The sequence below is a fragment of the Burkholderia sp. BCC1996 genome, from assembly GCF_905339955.1.
Classification (GTDB): domain Bacteria; phylum Pseudomonadota; class Gammaproteobacteria; order Burkholderiales; family Burkholderiaceae; genus Burkholderia.
The window spans coordinates 116,676-135,325 of sequence record NZ_CAJPHM010000018.1 but is presented as its reverse complement, the minus strand read 5'-3'; the positions used below and the strand labels follow the sequence as shown (position 1 = coordinate 135,325).

Annotated in this window: 16 protein-coding genes; 11 read left to right on the top strand and 5 right to left on the bottom strand. The window is 68.4% G+C overall.

What is annotated here, in order from left to right; all coding sequences use genetic code 11:
• Positions 1-94: 94 nt before the first annotated feature.
• Both U4Z64_RS25110 and U4Z64_RS25105 read right to left on the bottom strand, forming a co-directional pair.
• A complete protein-coding gene (locus U4Z64_RS25110) occupies positions 95-1,633 on the bottom strand; it encodes a methyl-accepting chemotaxis protein (RefSeq protein ID WP_321821397.1) in 1,539 nt (512 codons plus the stop codon).
• 213 nt (positions 1,634-1,846) lie between these two features.
• A complete protein-coding gene (locus U4Z64_RS25105; RefSeq protein WP_044844272.1) occupies positions 1,847-2,515 on the bottom strand; it encodes a haloacid dehalogenase type II in 669 nt (222 codons plus the stop codon).
• Between the two features lie 470 nt (positions 2,516-2,985).
• On the opposite strand from U4Z64_RS25105, the gene U4Z64_RS25100 reads away from it, so the two are divergent.
• The 11 genes from U4Z64_RS25100 (at position 2,986) to U4Z64_RS25050 (ending at position 14,609) form a co-directional block, all read left to right on the top strand.
• Positions 2,986-3,846, top strand: a complete 861-nt coding sequence (locus U4Z64_RS25100) for a GNAT family N-acetyltransferase (RefSeq protein ID WP_044844273.1) — start codon at positions 2,986-2,988, stop codon at positions 3,844-3,846.
• A 12-nt stretch (positions 3,847-3,858) separates the two neighbouring features.
• On the top strand, positions 3,859-4,785 hold the full coding sequence (locus tag U4Z64_RS25095; RefSeq protein ID WP_321821396.1) for a glyoxylate/hydroxypyruvate reductase A: 927 nt from the start codon (positions 3,859-3,861) through the stop codon (positions 4,783-4,785).
• A gap of 160 nt (positions 4,786-4,945) precedes the next feature.
• On the top strand, positions 4,946-6,346 hold the full coding sequence (locus U4Z64_RS25090) for an aspartate aminotransferase family protein (RefSeq protein ID WP_321821395.1): 1,401 nt from the start codon (positions 4,946-4,948) through the stop codon (positions 6,344-6,346).
• Positions 6,347-6,432: 86 nt separating this feature from the next.
• Positions 6,433-6,924 carry an Lrp/AsnC family transcriptional regulator gene (locus U4Z64_RS25085; protein WP_006749694.1) on the top strand — a complete coding sequence of 164 codons (492 nt, stop codon included), beginning with the start codon at positions 6,433-6,435 and terminating at the stop codon, positions 6,922-6,924.
• A gap of 98 nt (positions 6,925-7,022) precedes the next feature.
• Positions 7,023-8,495, top strand: coding sequence for an NAD-dependent succinate-semialdehyde dehydrogenase (locus U4Z64_RS25080; protein WP_321821394.1), 1,473 nt, complete (start codon positions 7,023-7,025; stop codon positions 8,493-8,495).
• Between the two features lie 201 nt (positions 8,496-8,696).
• The gene (locus U4Z64_RS25075; protein WP_321821393.1) at positions 8,697-10,217 is read left to right on the top strand and encodes a GGDEF domain-containing protein; all 1,521 of its coding nucleotides are present in this window, start codon (positions 8,697-8,699) and stop codon (positions 10,215-10,217) included.
• Between the two features lie 239 nt (positions 10,218-10,456).
• Entirely contained in the window at positions 10,457-12,415 is a 1,959-nt protein-coding gene (locus tag U4Z64_RS25070) for a phosphatase PAP2 family protein (RefSeq protein ID WP_321821392.1), read from the top strand.
• A gap of 37 nt (positions 12,416-12,452) precedes the next feature.
• Positions 12,453-12,611 (top strand): hypothetical protein, encoded by a 159-nt coding sequence (locus tag U4Z64_RS25065; RefSeq protein WP_321821391.1) that lies wholly within the window; start codon positions 12,453-12,455, stop codon positions 12,609-12,611.
• Between the two features lie 318 nt (positions 12,612-12,929).
• Positions 12,930-13,220, top strand: a complete 291-nt coding sequence (locus tag U4Z64_RS25060) for a hypothetical protein (RefSeq protein ID WP_321821390.1) — start codon at positions 12,930-12,932, stop codon at positions 13,218-13,220.
• Positions 13,221-13,413: 193 nt separating this feature from the next.
• Positions 13,414-14,271 carry an alpha/beta fold hydrolase gene (locus tag U4Z64_RS25055; protein ID WP_321821389.1) on the top strand — a complete coding sequence of 286 codons (858 nt, stop codon included), beginning with the start codon at positions 13,414-13,416 and terminating at the stop codon, positions 14,269-14,271.
• Positions 14,271-14,609: a hypothetical protein gene (locus U4Z64_RS25050; RefSeq protein WP_321821425.1), complete on the top strand. Its 339-nt coding sequence runs from the start codon at positions 14,271-14,273 to the stop codon at positions 14,607-14,609. Before U4Z64_RS25055 ends, U4Z64_RS25050 begins: the two co-directional genes overlap by 1 nt.
• A 167-nt stretch (positions 14,610-14,776) precedes the next feature.
• On the opposite strand, the gene U4Z64_RS25045 is transcribed toward U4Z64_RS25050, so the two are convergent.
• From U4Z64_RS25045 to xylF, 3 genes are all read right to left on the bottom strand, one after another.
• On the bottom strand, positions 14,777-15,976 hold the full coding sequence (locus tag U4Z64_RS25045; RefSeq protein WP_044844279.1) for a sugar ABC transporter permease: 1,200 nt from the start codon (positions 15,974-15,976) through the stop codon (positions 14,777-14,779).
• Positions 15,973-17,532: a D-xylose ABC transporter ATP-binding protein gene (xylG, locus tag U4Z64_RS25040; RefSeq protein ID WP_321811507.1), complete on the bottom strand. Its 1,560-nt coding sequence runs from the start codon at positions 17,530-17,532 to the stop codon at positions 15,973-15,975. The genes U4Z64_RS25045 and xylG overlap by 4 nt, the downstream gene beginning before the upstream one ends.
• 83 nt (positions 17,533-17,615) lie before the next feature.
• The gene (gene xylF, locus U4Z64_RS25035; protein WP_044844281.1) at positions 17,616-18,644 is read right to left on the bottom strand and encodes a D-xylose ABC transporter substrate-binding protein; all 1,029 of its coding nucleotides are present in this window, start codon (positions 18,642-18,644) and stop codon (positions 17,616-17,618) included.
• Between the last annotated feature and the right edge of the window lie 6 nt (positions 18,645-18,650).

The following is an 18,650-nucleotide window of genomic DNA, read 5'->3' as shown; positions in this document are numbered from 1 at the left end:
GGGCAGTCGGGCGGTCACGCAGTCACGCAGTCACGCAGTCACGCAGTCACGCAGTCACGCAGTCAGACAGTCAGACAGTCAGACAGTCGAGCAATCAAGCCGTCAGCCTGAACACCGATACGGCGGCCCTCAACCGTGCCGCCTGTTCATCCAGCGAGGACGCGGCCGCGGCGGCCTGCTCCACCAGCGCGGCATTCTGCTGGGTCACTTCATCCATCTGCGCGACCGCCAGGCCGATCTGTTCGATGCCGGTGCTTTGCTCGGCGGATGCCGCGGTAATCTCGCCCATGATGTCGGCGACCCGGTCGATCGACCGGACGATCTCCGTCATGCGCGCGCCCGCCGTCTCGACGAGCCGGCTGCCGCTGCCGACCCGCTCGACCGACGCCTCGATCAATCCCTTGATGTCTTTCGCGGCCGCCGCGCTGCGTTGCGCGAGCGAGCGGACCTCCGCGGCCACGACCGCGAACCCGCGCCCTTCTTCACCGGCCCGCGCGGCTTCGACCGCGGCATTGAGCGCGAGAATGTTGGTCTGGAACGCGATGCTCTCGATCACGACGGTAATGTCGGCGATCCGCACCGATCCGTCCGAAATCTGCCGCATCGTTTCGACGACTTCCCGCACGGCCGCGCCGCCGAGTTCGGTCGCCTCCTTCGCGTGGGTCACGAGCGCATTTGCCTGACGCGCATTGTCGGCATTCTGTTTGACCGTCGACGTGATCTGTTCCATGCTGGCGGCCGTTTGCTGCAGCGACGCGGCCTGTTCCTCCGTGCGCTGGGACAGGTCCAGGTTGCCTTGCGCGATCTCGCCGGTGCCGACGGCAATCGAGCGGGTCGTAGTCTGGATGTCGGCGATGGTTTCGGTGAGTCGCGCCTTCATGTCGCCGAGCGCGACGAGCAGGCTGCCCGGCGCGGCGTGCGCCGTATCGAACTGCACGTCCAGTTCGCCGGCGGCGATGCGGGCCGCGATCCCGGCCGCCTGCGCGGGCTCGCCGCCCAGCGTGCGCCGGACGCTGCGCAACACACTCCACGCGATCGCCGCGAGCGCCGCGGCGATGACGAGCGTGATGGCGCCGAGCACCTGCGCGAGCCGCGCAAACGCCGCGTTGATGTCGTCGTAGAAGAATCCGGTGCCGATCCACCAGTCCCAGTCCGGAACGGCGACCACGCCCTGGAGTTTCGGCTCCACGTCCGCGTCCGGACTGCGCTTGATCAGCACGTCGACGAGCGCGAAATGCGCCTGGGCCATTCCGGCGCGGTACGCCTCGCTGTCGGTCAGGCCGCTGGTCGTGCGGTTGCCCTTCGCGCGGGTGCCGATGAACTTCGCGTTCGGATGCACGAGGTTGACGCCGTCGGACGTCGTCACCCAGTAGTAGCTCTTCGAATTCGCATTGAGCGCGGACAACGCGGCCTTGGCCTGCTGCTGGGCCTGCTCCCGGGTGAGCGTTCCGCTCGCCTGCATCGCGCGATACGAGTCGACCAGATGCTCGGCTTTGGTCAGCAGAATGACGATCTCGTCACGACGGCTGTCGATCAGCGCGTCGCGCAGCGTGTGCAGCGACATCGCGGCGAGCAATGCAACGCCGAGCAGCGCCGCGACGACGAGCATCAGCAGTTTCGTGGACAACTTCATGCGGGGGGCCTCGCGATATTAACCGTTCGGTACATATATCGGCTCGGACGGCCCCGCCTTGAATGGCGCCGTATCGGTAATTACCCTCGGTTCGTGCGGTGAGCGGACGCGTGAAGGGGCAAGGCCGTCGCGCCCCCTCATGGCCGATCTCGACGGGCATGCCGGCACGGCCGCGCACGCAGCGCACGCCGCCGCCCGCCGGCGCGGCGACGCTTACAGCCCGAGCTGCGTCGCGAGGTGACCGATGTCCGACACCTCGTAATAGTTGTAGAACGGCGTGCCCGGCTCATGCCCGCGATTGACGAACGCCTTGTGCTTGATGCCGAGATCCTCGGCCGTCATCAGGTCGTAGCGCAGGCTCGACGACACGTGCAGCACGTCCTCGGGCTTGCAGCCGAGCTTGCCGAACATGTATTCGAAGCCCTGCATGCGCGGCTTGTACGACTGCGCCTGCTGCGCGGTGAACACCGCATGGAACGGCGCGCCGAGCTTGTCGACGTTGCTCATGATCTGCTCGTCCATGGCGTTCGACAGGATCACGAGCTTGTACTTCTGCGCGAGCCGCGACAGGCCGGCCGGCACGTCCGGATGCGGGCCCCACGTCGGCACCGCATGATAGAAGCGCTCGGCCTCGGCTTCGTCGAACGGCGTGCCGATGCGCGCGCAGGTGCGCCGGATCGCGTTGACGACGACGTCGCGGTACGGCTTCCACGCCCCGAGCACCTCGTCGAGCCGATAGGCGGCGAACGCGCGCACGAAATCCTCCATCGCGACCGGCGACAGCCGGTCCGCGTAGATCTCGCGCGCCAGGTCCGCCATCTGGAAGCGGGTCAGCGTGCCGTAGCAGTCGAACGTGATGAACTTCGGTTCAAATTGGATCATGGTGAGGTCCTGTCGGTATGAAACCCCGGCAGGGCCGGGGACGGGCTGGGTTCAATGCAATTGAATCAGGGCAAAAAATCCGTCGCGCATCGTTCGACGCCGGTCGAAACGCAGATTCGCCGCGTGTTGCAGGCCGCGGGCAGCACGATCTGCGGCACGGCCGCGCGCGGCGCCGCGGGCCGCCCGGCATGCTTCGCGCAACCGCGGCGCGCCAACTACCCGGCGGCCCCGGCGCGGCTCGCCCGGGCGGCGCCGCTGCAGTTCCATCGTAGTGTCATTCCCACAGCAGAAGCTGTCGGATTGGCGTGCCGCGCCGGCATGAAGCGCGCGTTCGCGCGCGCCGATCGCGCCGGTTTGCGTCGATCTCGCCCGGCCGCCCGCCGTCGCCGGAAAACAGGCGAATCGTCCTATCCGCGCCGCGGTGTCGCTGGCAGAGTCGATATGTCATTCCTACCCATCCGGAGTCCGGCGTGTCCGATCTCAACCCTTCCAGCACGCTCATCTATCGTCCGTTCACCGACACCGACCTGCCCGCCGCGCATCGTCTGTCGGAAGCGGTCAAGTGGCCGCACCGTCTCGACGACTGGCGCTTCGCGCTCCAGCTCGGCCACGGCTTCGTCGCCGAAGACGAAGGCGGCATCGTCGGCACCGCGCTCGGCTGGCGCTTCGGCGACGCGCACGCATCGCTCGGCATGGTGATCGTGTCGCCCGAGCGCCAGAGCCGCGGCATCGGCCGCGAACTGCTCGCGCGCGTCGTCGACAGCCTCGGCGCGCGCACGATCTTCCTGCATGCGACGCCGTCCGGCGAACCGCTCTACGTGAAATTCGGCTTCGAGGCGATCGGCACGATCGACCAGCACCAGGGCGCCGCGTTCCAGCCGCCGCTGATCTCGCTGCCGCCGGGCGAGCGCCTGCGCCCGCTCGGCACCAACGACGGCCCGCGCCTCGCGGCGCTCGCCTCGCGCGCGGCCGGTTATCCGCGCGACGCGGTGATCGATGCGCTGCTCGGCGTCGCGAACGGGATCGCGCTCGATCGCGACGGCGAACTGCTCGGCTTCGCGCTGTTCCGCCGCTTCGGCCGCGGCCATGTGATCGGCCCGGTGGTCGCGCCCGACGCGCTGCGCGCGCAGGCGCTGATCAGCCACTGGCTCGCGCTGCACGAAGGGATGTTCGTGCGGCTCGACGTGCCGGGCGACAGCGGGCTGTCGGACTGGCTGCAGGGGCTCGGGCTGCCGCGCGTCGACACGGTCGTCGCGATGGCGCGCGGCGCGGCGCCCGCGCGCGACCCGGCGCTGCGCACGTTCGCGATCGTGAACCAGGCGCTCGGCTGAGCGGCACGCGCGATGAGCTTTCTCTACAAGGCCGACCCGGTGCGCGGCGCGCAATGGGCGCAGCGCTTCGCGCAACAGGCGCCCGACCTCCCGTTCCGGATCTGGCCGGACCTCGGCGATCCTGAGACCGTCCGCTATCTCGCCGCCTGGCAGCCGCCCGACGATCCGGCCGCGCTGCTGCCGAATCTCGAGGTCGTGTTCTCCGTCGGCGCCGGCATCGACCAGTTCGACCTGTCGCGCGTGCCCGCGCACATCCCGGTCGTGCGGATGATCGAGCCGGGCATCGTCGAAGGGATGGTCGAGTACGTGACGCAGGCGGTGCTGACGATCCACCGCGACCTGTTCGACTACGCGGCGCAGCAGCGCGCGCAGGTGTGGCGCGAGCGGCCGGTGCGCGCGGCCGCGTCGCGGCGCGTCGGCGTGCTCGGGCTCGGCACGCTCGGCCAGGCCGTGCTCGACACGCTGCGGCGCTTCGGCTTCCCGTGCGCCGGCTGGAGCCGCACGCCGCGCACGCTCGACGGCATCGACTGCTACGCGGGCGACGCGGCACTCGACGCGTTCCTCGCGCGCACCGACATCCTGATCTGCCTGCTCCCGCTCACCGACGGCACGCGCGGGCTGCTCGGCGCGCGCGTGTTCGACGCGCTGCCGGCCGGCGCGTCGCTCGTGCAGGTCGGGCGCGGCCCGCAGCTCGACGAGGCCGCGTTGCTCGCGGCGCTCGCGAGCGGCCGGCTCGACAACGCGATCCTCGACGTGACGGACCCAGAGCCGTTGCCGGCCGGCCACCCGTTCTGGACGCACGCGCGTATCCGGATCACGCCGCACATCGCGAGCGCGACGCGGCCCGATACCGCGGTCGACGCCGTGCTCGCGAACCTCGCGCGCCACCGCGCGGGCCAGCCGATGATCGGCGTCGTCGATCGCGCGCGCGGCTACTGACGCGCGCGCCCGGCCCGGCGGGGCGCGCAGCAGAAAATGCCGAAGCGCCCCGTGCAAACACCGTTTTCATACGTTTCAGGGCGCAAATTGAAGACACGTGCGGATTTCTCGCCCGGTAGCATGAACTCACGCTGACACCCGACGAGAGTCCCTCCCCGCCATGAACCAAGCCGCGCTGATCGAAGCCGATCGTCAACACCTGATCCACCCCGTCGTCAATTACCGCGTGCACGAGGCGCGCGGCGTCACCGTGCTCGACTCGGCGAGCGGCGTGTTCCTGCGCGACGCCGACGGCCATACGCTGCTCGATGCGTTCTCGGGCCTGTGGTGCGTGAACGTCGGCTACGGCCGCGACAGCATCGTGAAGGCCGCCGCCGACCAGATGGCGAAGCTGCCCTATGCGACCGGCTATTTCCATTTCGGCTCGCAACCGGCGATCGAGCTGGCGGAGCGGCTCGCCGCGCTCGCGCCGCCTTCGCTGAACCGCGTGTACTTCACGCTCGGCGGCTCGGACGCGGTCGACTCCGCGGTGCGCTTCATCACGCACTATTTCAACGCGACCGGGCGCCCGTCGAAGAAGCACATGATCGCGCTCGAGCGCGGCTATCACGGCTCGTCGTCGATCGGCGCCGGCCTGACCGCGCTGCCGGCGTTCCACCGTCATTTCGACCTGCCGCGCGCGGACCAGCACCACATCCCGTCGCCCTACCCGTACCGCCATCCGCTCGGCGACGATCCGCAGGCGCTGATCGCCGCGTCGGTCGCCGCGCTGGAAGCGAAAGTCGCCGAACTCGGCGCGGACAACGTCGCCGCGTTCTTCTGCGAACCGGTGCAGGGTTCCGGCGGCGTGATCGTGCCGCCGGCCGGCTGGCTGAAGGCAATGCGCGACGCGTGCCGGCGCCTCGGCATCCTGTTCGTCGCCGACGAGGTGATCACCGGCTTCGGCCGCACGGGCCCGCTGTTCGCGTGCGAGACCGAACAGGTCGACCCGGACCTGATGACCGTCGCGAAGGGTCTGACCGCCGGCTACGCGCCGATGGGCGCGGTGCTGATGTCCGACGAAATCTACGAAGGCATCGCGGGCAGCCGCGCGGAGTCGGCCGCGGTCGGTCACGGGCATACGTATTCCGCGCATCCGGTCAGCGCGGCGATCGGCCTCGAGGTGCTGAAGCTCTATCACGAAGGCGGGCTGCTCGCGAACGGCCAGGCGCTGGCGCCGCGCTTCGCGGCGGGGCTCGATGCGCTGCGCGCGCATCCGCTCGTCGGCGATGCGCGTTCGGCCGGCCTGCTCGGCGCGCTCGAGCTGGTAGCCGACAAGGCGCACAAGACGCGCTTCGACCCGGCGCTGAACGTGCCGGACAAGGTCGCGGCGGCCGCGTACGCGAACGGCGTGGTGTTTCGCGCGTTCGGCGACGGCGTGCTCGGTTTCGCGCCGGCGCTGAGCTTCACCGCGGGCGAGTTCGACCTGATGTTCGAACGCGTGCGCAACACGCTCGACGACGTGCTGGCCGACCCGGGCGTGCAGCGCGCGCTCGACATCGCGCACGCGCAGCCGGCCTGACGGGCCGAGGGAAAGCCGGGCTTGTGGCGGCCATCGTTCGACTCTAAAGTAACCGGACATTCCATTTTTTCCCCTCTCACGTAACCATGACGGACAGCAAGCTGGATCGCATCGACCTGCGCATCCTCTCCCAGTTGCAGAAGCGCGGCCGCATGACCAACGTCGAGCTGGCCGATGCGGTCGGGCTGTCGCCGAGCCCGTGCCTGATTCGCGTGAAGCGGCTCGAGAAGGCCGGCTACATCGGCGGCTACGGCGCGCACATCCAGCTCGAGAAGCTCGGCGACGTGCAGGTCGTGTTCACCGAGGTCACGCTGGCCGACCACCGGCGCGAGGACTTCGACCGCTTCGTCGCGGCGATCCGCAACGTCGACGAGATCGTCGAATGCCACCTCGCGAGCGGCGGCTACGACTATCTGCTGAAGTTCATCACGCGCAGCGTGAGCCATTACCAGACGATCGTCGAAGGGCTGCTCGAGCAGAACATCGGCATCGAGAAGTATTTCAGTTACGTGATCATCAAGTCGCCGTTCGTCAAACGGCACTATCCGCTCGAATCGCTGTTCGGCGAACGGCACTGACCGCAGCACGCGGCACCCTTGAACGCGGCAGCCCGCTGTCCGCGCGGGGTCGTCGCGCGCCGGCGTCGCCGCCGAACCGCCTCACCCAAGGACCTGTCATGCCGCTTACGCTGTCCCGCACCGAACTCGTTCGCACCGCCAACCTGATCGACGGCACGTGGCGCGACGCGCTCGACGGCCGTCGCTTCGATGTCACCGATCCGGCGACGCTCGACCTCGTTGCCCACGCACCCGACAGCGGCGCCGCCGACGCGCGCGCCGCGACCGACGCGGCCGCACGCGCGCTGCCCGGCTGGCGCGCGACGCCCGCCCGCGAACGCGCCGCGATCCTGCGTGCGTGGCACGCGGCGATCGTCGCGCACACCGACGATCTCGCGAAGCTGATGTCGCGCGAACAGGGCAAGCCGCTCGCCGAAGCGCGCGGCGAAGTCGCCTATGGCGCGTCGTACGTGCTGTGGTTCGCCGAGGAAGCGACGCGCACGTATGGCGACCTGATTCCGCAGCAGCAGCGCGGCAAGGGGTTGAGTGCGGTGAAGGAGCCGATCGGCATCGTCGCCGCGATCACGCCGTGGAATTTCCCGCTCGCGATGATCGCGCGCAAGATCGCGCCCGCGCTCGCGGCCGGCTGCACGGTTGTCGCGAAGCCGGCGGAGGACACGCCGCTCACCGCGCTCGCGCTGGCCTTCCTCGCGCAGGAAGCCGGCGTGCCGCCCGGCGTGCTGAACCTGATCGCCGCGTCGCGCGAACGCGGCATCGACGCGGTGGCCGACTGGCTCGCCGACAGCCGCGTGCGCAAGATCACGTTCACCGGCTCGACGCCCGTCGGCAAGCTGCTCGCGCGCGAGTCGGCCGCGACGCTGAAGAAGCTGTCGCTGGAGCTCGGCGGCAATGCGCCGTTCATCGTGTTCGACGATGCCGAGCTCGACGCCGCGGTCGACGGGCTGATGGCCGCCAAGTTCCGCAACGGCGGCCAGACCTGCGTGTCGCCGAACCGCGTGTACGTGCAGGCCGGCGTCTACGAGGCTTTCGCCGCGAAGCTCGCCGCGCGCGTTGCCGCGCTGAAGGTTGCGCCTGCAACCGACCCGGCCGCGCAGATCGGCCCGATGATCAACGCTCGCGCGGTCGACAAGATCGCGCGCCACGTCGGCGACGCGATCGAGCGCGGCGCGCGCGTGCTGACGGGCGGCACGCGCCTGACCGAACTCGGGCCGCACTACTACGCGCCGACGGTGCTCGCCGACGCCACCGCCGACATGCAGCTGACCTGCGAGGAAACCTTCGGCCCGATCGCCGCGCTGTTCCGGTTCGATACCGAGGACGAAGCCGTCGATGCCGCGAACGACACGCCGTTCGGGCTTGCCGCGTATTTCTACACGCAGGACGTGCGGCGCATCGCGCGCGTGTCGGCGCGGCTCGAAACCGGCATCGTCGGGATCAACGAAGGCGCGCTCGCGAGCGAGGCCGCACCGTTCGGCGGCGTGAAGGAATCGGGCTACGGCCGCGAAGGCTCGCGCTACGGCCTCGACGACTACCTGTCGATCAAGTACCTGTGCCAGGGCGGGCTCGACTGATCCCGCGTCGGCGCATGCAGCCGCCCGGCGCTGCCGCGGCTGCATGCCCGTTGCGCGGTGCGCCGCTGCCGCACACGTTTGCGGCGCCGGGTGCCGCGATCTCGGCGCGAATCGGCCTCGATTTCCGGGCATACTTGCCGTTAACCCGGATTTGACCCGCGCCGCTGCAGACGCAGCGAGCTTCCCGCACGAGCGCCAGCCATGCCTGCACCCTCTTCGATCGAGAAAATTGCCGACTGGGCCGGCCGCAATTACTTGATCGTCGGCGTGCTGGGCACGCTGATGTCGCTCGCGGCGCTCGGCATCAGCGCGGCGACGCTGTGGGCCGCACGCAGCGAAGTGGTCGAACATGCGCACGAGACGTCGCGCAACGTCGCCGCCGTCCTGGTCAGCGAGATCGGGCGCACCGTCGAAACGTCCAACAATGCGCTCGTCGCACTCGCCGCCAACCTCCGCAACCCCGCGGTCGCGCGCATCGACACCGGGCTGCGTCACGACGTGCTGTTCGAGCGCACGACCGCGCAATACATGACCGGCATGGGCGTGACGAACCGCGACGGCCGGCAGATCGACGGATGCTGCGGCCCGCACCACAACTGGGATTTCAGCGATCGCGACTACTTCAAGGTTCATCGCGATGCGCACAACGTCGGCCTCTACGTTTCCGAGGCGTATAGCGCGCGTTCGCGCGGCGGCACGAGATCCATCGCGCTGTCGCGGCGCATCGAACGGCCGGATCACTCGTTCGACGGCATCGTGGTGGTCGCGATCGACCTGGCCTACTTCGATCACCTGCTGTCGCGCCTGAACGTCGGACCGCACGGCGTCAGCGCGATCCTGCGCGCGGACGGCACGATCCTCGCGAGAAACCCGCCGTTGAGCGATCAGCAGATCAGCCGGCTGCGCCGCACGAAGTCGTTCGTGCAGATGCTGAGCCGCGACTCGGGCTTCTATGCTGCGCGCTCGAGCATCGACGGCGTCGCGCGGCTTTATACGTACCAGCACGTGCCCGGCACGCCGTTGATCGCGGTCGTCGCCCCGGCCGAGGGCGACGTGCTGGCCGGCATCACGCGCCTGACGTGGACGGTCGGCGTGTCGGCGTCCGTCATCGGCGCGCTGTTCTGCGCGGTCGTGTGGCTGCTCGCGTTCGCGCTGCGCGACAACCTGCGCAAGCAGACGCTGCTCACGGACCAGACGCGCACCGATCCGCTGACGAGCCTGCACAACCGCCGCGCGCTCGATGCGGCGCTCGCCGACGAATGGGAGCGGCTGCAGCGCGGCAGCGGCGGCAGCCTGTCGGTGCTGTTCATCGACGCCGACCACTTCAAGCAGTACAACGACCGCTACGGCCATGCGCAAGGCGACACGGCGCTGCGCTTTCTCGCCGAATGCATCCGCGCGAACGTGCGGCGGCGCGGCGACATCGCGGCACGCTACGGCGGCGAGGAATTCGTCGCGGTGCTGCCCGATACGGACGAAAGCGGCGCCGCGGAAGTCGCGGAAGCGATCCGGCGCGCCGTCGAACACAGCCGGCTCGACGGCTTCGATGCAACGATTCCGCCGTTCACGGTCAGCATCGGCTGCGCGACCGGCCATCGCGCGCACCCGCGGACCGTGCATGCGCTGTCGCATCAGGCCGACCTCGCGCTCTATGCGGCCAAGCGGCACGGCAGAAACCGCGTGTGCCGCGCCGACGCGGATTCGGCCGCCGAGGCGGCGTGATCGCGCCGGTTATCGTCGTCGTTCCGGGGAACACCAGTCCGGCCGGACGCACGCATGGCCGGCGCGTTGCGATGCGCTGCCGATGGCCGGCTCGCCTCGTCCATCACGTTCAGTATCACGAATTCACCAAATAGTGAGCATTCGCGCGCTTCGACCGCGCCCCGCAACAAATCCTTAACGGCTGCGTCACGATCGCCCACGACAATCCGCCATCTTCAACACACCGGATGGAGTTTTGCATGTTTGCGTCACGAAGCCGTTTCCCGCTGCACGTCGCAGCGCTGTCGAGCGCGATCGTTCTCGCCGCGTGCGGCGGCGGCGACGATGTCGCGTCGACCACCCCGACCAGCGCGGCCATGCCGGCGCCGCCGGCCGACCCCGGCTTCGTCGACAGCGCGCCCGTGCCGAGCGTGCCGGCCTTCGTCGACAACATCGCGACCAACCAGCGCGGCGACGCGCGCTATGCGACGCTGTCGACCAACGCCGCGGTACGCGTGGTGAGCCGCTTCCTCGACCTGTGGCAGCCGTCGACGATGCTCGTCGACGCGGGCGTGACCGCGGCCGCGAACGGCGCGTTTCCGGCGATCTCGCCGTCGACCTGCTCGGGCCTGCCCGGCAGCGGCACGCCGTGCGGCACGATCCTGAACGACACGGTGCTGGCAGCCAATGTTCAATACGTGGTCAACGCAACGACCGCGCGCACGCAACAGCAGGCCGATGCCGCCTACTTCGACGACCGGCGCGGCAAGGGCTACAGCGTGACCGACGGCATGGGCCCGCTCACCGACGCGTGGCGCACGGCCGCGCAGCAGACGACCAGCATCACCAGCGTGCCCGCCGACGCCACCACGGTGCTGTACAACGACAGCGGCAACAACGTCGGCGTCGGCAGCAGCGCCAACGCGAACTTCGGGAAAGTCGTCGACCTGCTCAACGAAATGGGCAACAACGCGTCGACCGAACCGTCGAAGCGCTTCTACAAGTACGCACGGCCGTACCGCTGGAGCGCGAGCGTGGTCGTCGCGCCGACGCTCGTGCCGGCGGAAAGCACGACGCCCGCGACCGACGGCGGCTTCATCAGCGGCCACACGGCCGAAGCGATGCGCGACGCGATGACGATGGCGTGGCTCGTGCCGGAGCGCTTCCAGGAAATGGTCAGCCGCGGCCTCGAACTGGGCGAGAACCGGATCCTCGCCGGCATGCACTCGCCGCTCGACGTGATCGGCGGCCGCATGCTCGCGCTGGCCATCAGCGCGGCGAACCTCACCGCGTACGCGAGCGACGCGCAGGCCGCGTACGGTCAGGCTCACCAGGCGCTTCAGCAACTCACGGGGACGACCGGCGCAACCTTCGCCGCGTTCGCGCATTCGGGCACGACGGCCACCGACCGCTTCGCCGATTACGCGACCAACAAGGCCGCTTTCACGCGCCGCATGACGTTCGGCTTCGGCGCGATCGAATCGACCGATGCACCGGCCGTCGTGCCGAAGGGCGCGGAGGTGCTGCTGCAGACGCGCTTTCCGTACCTGAGCGCCGACCAGCGGCGCGTCGTGCTGAAGACCACCGAAGTGCAGTCCGGCTATCCGGTGATGGACGATGCGGAAGGCTGGGGCCGCCTGAACCTGTTCGCCGCGGGCGACGGCTACGGCGCGTTCAACGGCAACGTGATCGTGTCGATGGATGCGTCGCAGGGCGGGCTCAATGCGGCCGACCAGTGGCGCAACGACATCGCGGGCGCGGGCAAGCTGACGCTGCAAGGCACCGGCACGCTGACGCTGGCGGGCGACAACCGCTATACGGGCGGCACGCAGGTCAGCGGCGGCACGCTCGCCGCGGTATCGGCAAGCGCGTTCGGCACCGGCGACGTGTACGTCGGCGCCGGCGGCAGCGTGAAGATCGCGGCAAGCTCACCCGTCACGATCGCGACGCGCTACACGCAGCTCGACAACACGACGCTCGAACTCGACATCGACGGCAACGGCGGCGGACGCCTGCGCGTGGGCGGCCCGCTCACCGTCGCCGGCGGCACGCTGCACGTGAAGTTCGTGAACGGCTATGCGCCGAAGGTCGGCGACACGATCGCGCTGATCGACGGCGCGGCGGCCTCCGCGAAGTTCTCGACGGTGACGGTCGACGGGTTCAAGGCGACGCCGGTTTATACGGCGACGGGGGTATCGGTCAGGTTGTCGGCATCGTAACCGGCAGCGGCCATCGATCCTTGCGACGGCGCCGCCCGTGGGCGGCGTCGGCGGGTACCGCTTCGTCGCGATGACCGGGAACAACGGCAGCGTCCGCGATACGGTGCCGGGCAAACGCGATCCGTTCGCACCGTCATTCACGTCGGACATCGGTGCGGACGCGACGCTTCATTACCCATTCGAGAGCACGCGCTGAACGACCTGTTCGATCGCGCCACCTCCGTCAGCGCCTGCAACAGCCCTTGAGTTACGCCGGGCGCATCACGTAGCCTGTTTGCGTCGCTCGCCTACGCGTTCCAGTTCGATTCGGTTTCCCGTCGGCGGCCAATCGCCATTCTGCTTCGAAGGTCTCGTTTCTCGGTCGTCATGGTCCGAGTGCATGTGTCCACCCGGACACTCAGCATGAGCTTTCGCACAGATAATGACAAATTTCACATACTTTTCGCGCAGCAGATTCGCTAGGATCATTTCCCTGCTTTTCCGATTCATATTTTCTCGCAGGGAATGGCGAAAAATGAATAAACCTATCCGACACGCAATCATGGCATTTGCGCTTTTGATAAGCGCACAGCTTTCGAACGCGCAAGCCATTGCGGCTGACACGCCTCAATCCAATGCCGCTCTGCCAGTGACGCTACCTCAACCGGATTACGCTTCGCAGCGCGTGAAAGTCGGTTTGTCGAGCGCAGAAACGACGCTCGTCCTTCCGTGGTTCGTGGAGGAACTGATCGCGACAATCAACACCAGCCATTCACTGAATGAAGCAGCCAGTGATTATGCAGGGCGTTTAAAGCGTGGTCTTTAATCAATAGTCCGTTACCAAACCTGACTGTAACCAGACGCCAGAACGCCCGCTGCGCCGCATCGGGCATTTTCTGTTTCAGCGCGTACGACGGACATCCGTCATATTTTGAATTGCCGACGGAGCCTATAAGCCATTAACCGTCGGCATGCTTGCCCGGCGTTGATGCCGGCACCTTTTCATCAGGAGGTAGCGCATGAACCGCATACCGGACGAATCGACCGCGTTCCGGATCGGTGCTCGTCGCGTTCGAACGATGCAGCTGGACGGCGGCATCCTGGCCGCACAGGTGGGTAGCGAATCACCCGCGGTCATCGTACTGAACGGCGGACAAGCCTTCGTCTCGAAGACGACCAAGCGCCGGCTGCGGCGCGACCTGCTCCGCGTCGCCGGTATCTTGCCGCCCGACACGCCATTCGTCCTGCTCGGGTATCCTGACAAGCCCGGTGCGCAATACCGAATCGCCGACATCGTCGAGCATCTCGCGCGCGGCATCGCAGCGCATTGGCAGTGCACGACGCTCATCGGCATCTCGTTCGGCGGCGTCGTGGCGGCGCGCCTCGCCGCCGCCCACCCGGAACGCGTCTCGCGACTCGGGCTGGTGTCGAGTGCGCATCGCCTCGCCCCGAAAGGCTACCGGCTCATCGAGCAGCAAATCGTGCATACGACCCGCTCCGATTTCGTCCGTTTGCTCGAAACGATGTCGGGATGCTTCCGCGCCAGCTGGCGCAACATGCTCCTGCGCGCGGCGCTGTTCAGTCGACGCCGCCACGTCGCGTCATCGGTCAACGAACGACACGTCATCGTCCGCACGCTGCGCGCATTGCGTGACGATGCACGCGACGATTCGCCGTGGCCGCGGCGTATCCGCGCGGATACGTTGATCGTCGGCGGCGCCGACGACCCGATCTTCGCCGACGCGGCGCTCGAAACTTCCGCGTGGGTGCCGTCGGTGACCCATCATGCGCTGCCAGGCGAAGGACACATGGTGATGATCGAGCGCAGGAAGCAGGTTGCGCGACTCGTTCGGAACTGGCTCGCCGCGCGATCCTGATGTTCGTGTCCGACGTAGACGGCTGCGCACGATCGATCCCTGAGATCTGGCGCACGACGCGGCCGCACCGGGTACGAAATATGCGCACATCCCGGATTGCCGGTTGCCCGGCAGATATTGCAACGCAGGCAACCGGCGTCATGACCCACAATTACAGGAGAAAAGTGATGACCCTGCTTATCTACCTGCTCGGATGGATCGTTTTCATCGCCGGCGTGGCATGGGGCCTGATGACGCTGCATGTGTCGCAGCACATCATCGAGATCGTCGCCGTCATTCTGTTCGGCATCGCGGTAATCACGGGCGCGACGCGCGCGCGCCATCGCGACCGCACGTAGTCGCGGAACGGGCGCCGGATTTCGCTGCATTCAGGCGTCGCGCAGGTCAACGGCCCGTGCCGGACACCCGCGCGGGTTATCCGTACCACCCGCGGCGGCGCTTCGTGCCGGCGCCGCCGCGGGCGTGCGTCGATTTCATCGAGGCGCAGGCGCCGTAGAACGCCGCCTCAGCGCCGGTTCGAGCGCGACACCACGTCGATCCACACGGCCAGCACCAGCACCGCGCCCTTGACGATCATCTGCCAGTACGCGTCGACGTCGAGCATCGACATCCCGTTGTCGAGGCTCGCCATCACGAGCGCGCCGATCAGCGCGCCGTAGACGGTGCCCGACCCGCCGCGCATCGACGTGCCGCCGATGAAGCACGCGGCGATCGCGTCGAGTTCGCCCATCGTGCCGGCCGACGGCGAGCCGGCCGCGAGCCGCGCGGTGTTGACGATGCCCGCGAACGCGCACATCAGCCCCATCAGCGCGAAGATCGCGAGCTTCACGCGATCGGTGTCGACGCCCGACAGCCGCGTCGCCTCCAGGTTCGAACCCACTGCATAGATGCGCCGGCCGAACACGGTCTGCGTCGCGATCCACGAGAACGCGCCGAGCAGCGCGAGCAGCAGCAGCACGGGCACCGGAATGCCGCCGTAGCGGTCGAGCGTCGCGACGAACGCGAACAGCACGGCCCCGGCGCCGACGACCTTCGCGACGTCCTGCCACAGCGGCGCGACGGCGAGCCGGTAGCGGTGCCGCGTGGCGCGCTGCCGCAGCACCAGCAGCGCGACGAGCGCGAACAGCAGCACCGCGAGGCCGTCGCCGGCCGCGCGCGGCAGATAGCCCTGGCCGATGAACACGAAGCCGTCGGACACCGGCGCGATCGTCGAGCCGCCCGTCACGCCGAGCAGGATCCCGCGGAACGCGAGCATCCCGCCCAGCCCGACGATGAACGACGGCACGCGCCGGTAGGTCGACCACCAGCCGTTGAACAGCCCGACCAGCACGCCGAGCGCGAGCACCGCCGGCACCGTCACGGCGACCGGCCAGTGCCGATTGACGTCGAGGATCGCCGCGACACCGCCGAGCAGCCCGAGCAGCGAGCCGACCGACAGGTCGATCTCGCCCGCGATGATCACGAACACCATGCCGCACGCGAGCATCCCGGTGATCGACATCTGCCGCAGCAGGTTCGACACGTTGCGCGGCGTGACGAACGCGCCGTCGGTCAGCACCGAGAAGAACACCCAGATCGCCGCGACCGCGAACAGCAGCGCGAGGACCTTGTAGCGCACGAACACCTGGCGCAGCGGATGGCCGTGCGTGCGACGCGCGTCGGCGCCCGGCGGCACGGCGGGAGAAGAAGACAGTTCGGTATTCATGGCGCACTCGCTGCAATGGGTTCGGACGGCTGCCGCGCGGGTTTCAGCGCGGCGCCGAGGATCTGTTCCTGCGTGAGACCGTCGTTGACGAAATCGCCGCGCAGCTCGCCTTCGCCGATCACCAGTACACGATCGGCGAGCCCGAGCACTTCCGGCAGCTCCGACGACACGACGATCAGCGCGACGCCTCGTTTCGCGAGCGCGAAGATCAGCCGGTAGATCTCGGCCTTCGCGCCGACGTCGACGCCGCGCGTCGGTTCGTCGAGGATCAGCACCTGCGGGTCGGCCAGCAGCATCCGCGCGAGCACGGCCTTCTGCTGGTTGCCGCCGGACAGGCTCGCGATCGGCAGGAACGGGTGGGCCGCGCGCACCGACAGCCGCTGCATCTCGGTGCGGATCGCATCGAGTTCGGCGGCCGCGTCGATCCGCCCGCGCGCGGCGAACCGGCGCAGCACCGACAGCGTGATGTTGTGGCCGACTCCGAGTTGCGGCACGATCCCGTGGCGCTTGCGGTCCTCCGGCACCATCGCGATGCCCGCGCGGATCGCATCGGCCGGCGAGCGGATCGCGAGCGGCTGGCCGTTCATCCGCACGGTCGCCGTGCTCGCGCCCGGATACGCGCCGAAGATCGCCTGCATCAACTCGGTGCGGCCCGCGCCGACGAGCCCGGCGACGCCGAGGATCTCGCCGCGCCGCACACTGAACGACACGTCGTCCACGCGCTTGCGGCGCGGGTTCGCCACGTCGTGACAGGTCACGTTGCGCGCCTCCAGCACGACGTCGCCGATCTCGTGCGGCTCGCGCGGATACAGGTTGCGGATCTCGCGGCCGACCATCATCGCGATGATCCGGTCAGTGGTCAGCGCACGCATCGGCTCGGTCGCGACATGGCGGCCGTCGCGGATCACGGTCACCGTGTCGCACACTGCGTCGACTTCGTCGAGCTTGTGCGAGATGTATACGCACGCGACGCCGCGGCGCTTCAGGTCGCGCACGATGTCGAGCAGGATGCGCGTCTCGGCGGCACTCAGCGACGACGACGGCTCGTCGAGGATCAGCAGCTTCGCGCGCTTGTTCAGCGCCTTCGCGATCTCGATCAGCTGCTGATGGCCGCCGCCGTAGTTCATCACCGGCTGCGCGACGTTGATCGCGTCGATCCGCAGCTCGCGCAGCAGCGCTTCCGAACGCCGCACCATCTCCGCATAGTGCATGCGCCCGCCGGGCAGCGTGATCTCGTTGCCGAGGAAGATGTTCTCGGCGACCGACAGCTCGGGCACCAGCATCAGTTCCTGGTGGATGATCACGATGCCCGCGCGTTCGGTGTCGCGCACGCCGGACGCCGCGAGCGGCGCGCCTTCCCAGCGGATCTCGCCGTCCCACGTGCCGTGCGGGTAGACGCCCGACAGCACTTTCATCAGCGTCGACTTGCCGGCGCCGTTCTCGCCGCACAGGCCGACGCACTCGCCGGGGCGCACGGTCAGGTCGATGCCGTCGAGCGCCTTCACGCCGTCGAATGCCTTGACGATGCCGCGCATCGTCAGCAAGGGTTCGGTCATACGTTCATTGCCTCGCAGTGCGCACGCGGCCGGACCATGTGCGGCCGCACCTCGCCGCCGCGTGCATCATGCCCATCGAGCGGTTACTGGCTCGCGAGCTGGGCCTGGGTGTAGAAGCCGTCCTTCACGACGACGTCGACGTTGCGCTTGGTCAGGAGCGTCGGCTGCAGCAGCACCGTGTCGACCTTCATCTTGCCGTTGTCGTATTGCGCGTTGAACGCGGGCTTCGTACCCTTCGCGAGATCGACCGCGAGCTTCGCGGCTTCGCTCGCGATCAGCTTCAGCGGCTTGTAGACGGTCATCGTCTGCGTGCCGGCGATCACGCGCTTGACGGCCGCGAGGTCCGCATCCTGCCCGGACACGGGCACCTTGCCGGCCAGATGCTGCGCGGCGAGCGCCTGGATCGCGCCACCCGCGGTGCCGTCGTTCGACGCGACGATCGCATCGATCTTGTTGTTGTTCGCGGTCAGCGCGTCCTCGACGATCCGCAGCGCGGTCGATGCGCTCCACTCCGGCACCCATTGCTGGCCGACGACCTTGATGTCGCCGCGCTCGATCGCCGGCTTCAGCACCTTCAGCTGGCCCTCGCGCAGCATCTTCGCGTTGTTGTCGGTCGGCGCGCCGCCGAGCAGGAAATAATTGCCCTTCGGCTTCGCGTCGAACACGCCCTGCGCCTGCAGTTCGCCGACCTTCTGGTTGTCGAACGAGATGTACGCGTCGACATCCGCGTCGAGGATCAGGCGGTCGTACGACACGACCTTGATGCCGGCCTTGCGCGCTTCGGCGACGACGTTGCCGAGCGTCTTCGAATTGAACGGCACGATCACGATCACGTCGACGCCGCGCGAGATCAGGTTCTCGATCTGCGAGATCTGCCGCGCCTCGCTCGCGTCGGCCGACTGTACGGATACCTTGGCGCCGAGCTTCGTCGCGGCCGCGACGAAATAGTCGCGATCGCGCGACCAGCGCTCGACGCGCAGGTCGTCGATGCAGAAGCCGATCTCGGGCTTGTCCTTGCTCGCATGCGCGAGCGGCGCGCCCAGCGCGAACATCGCCAGCGCAGCGGCGCCGGCAAGCGAACTCAATACGGTACGACGCGTCACGGATTTCATTGTCTC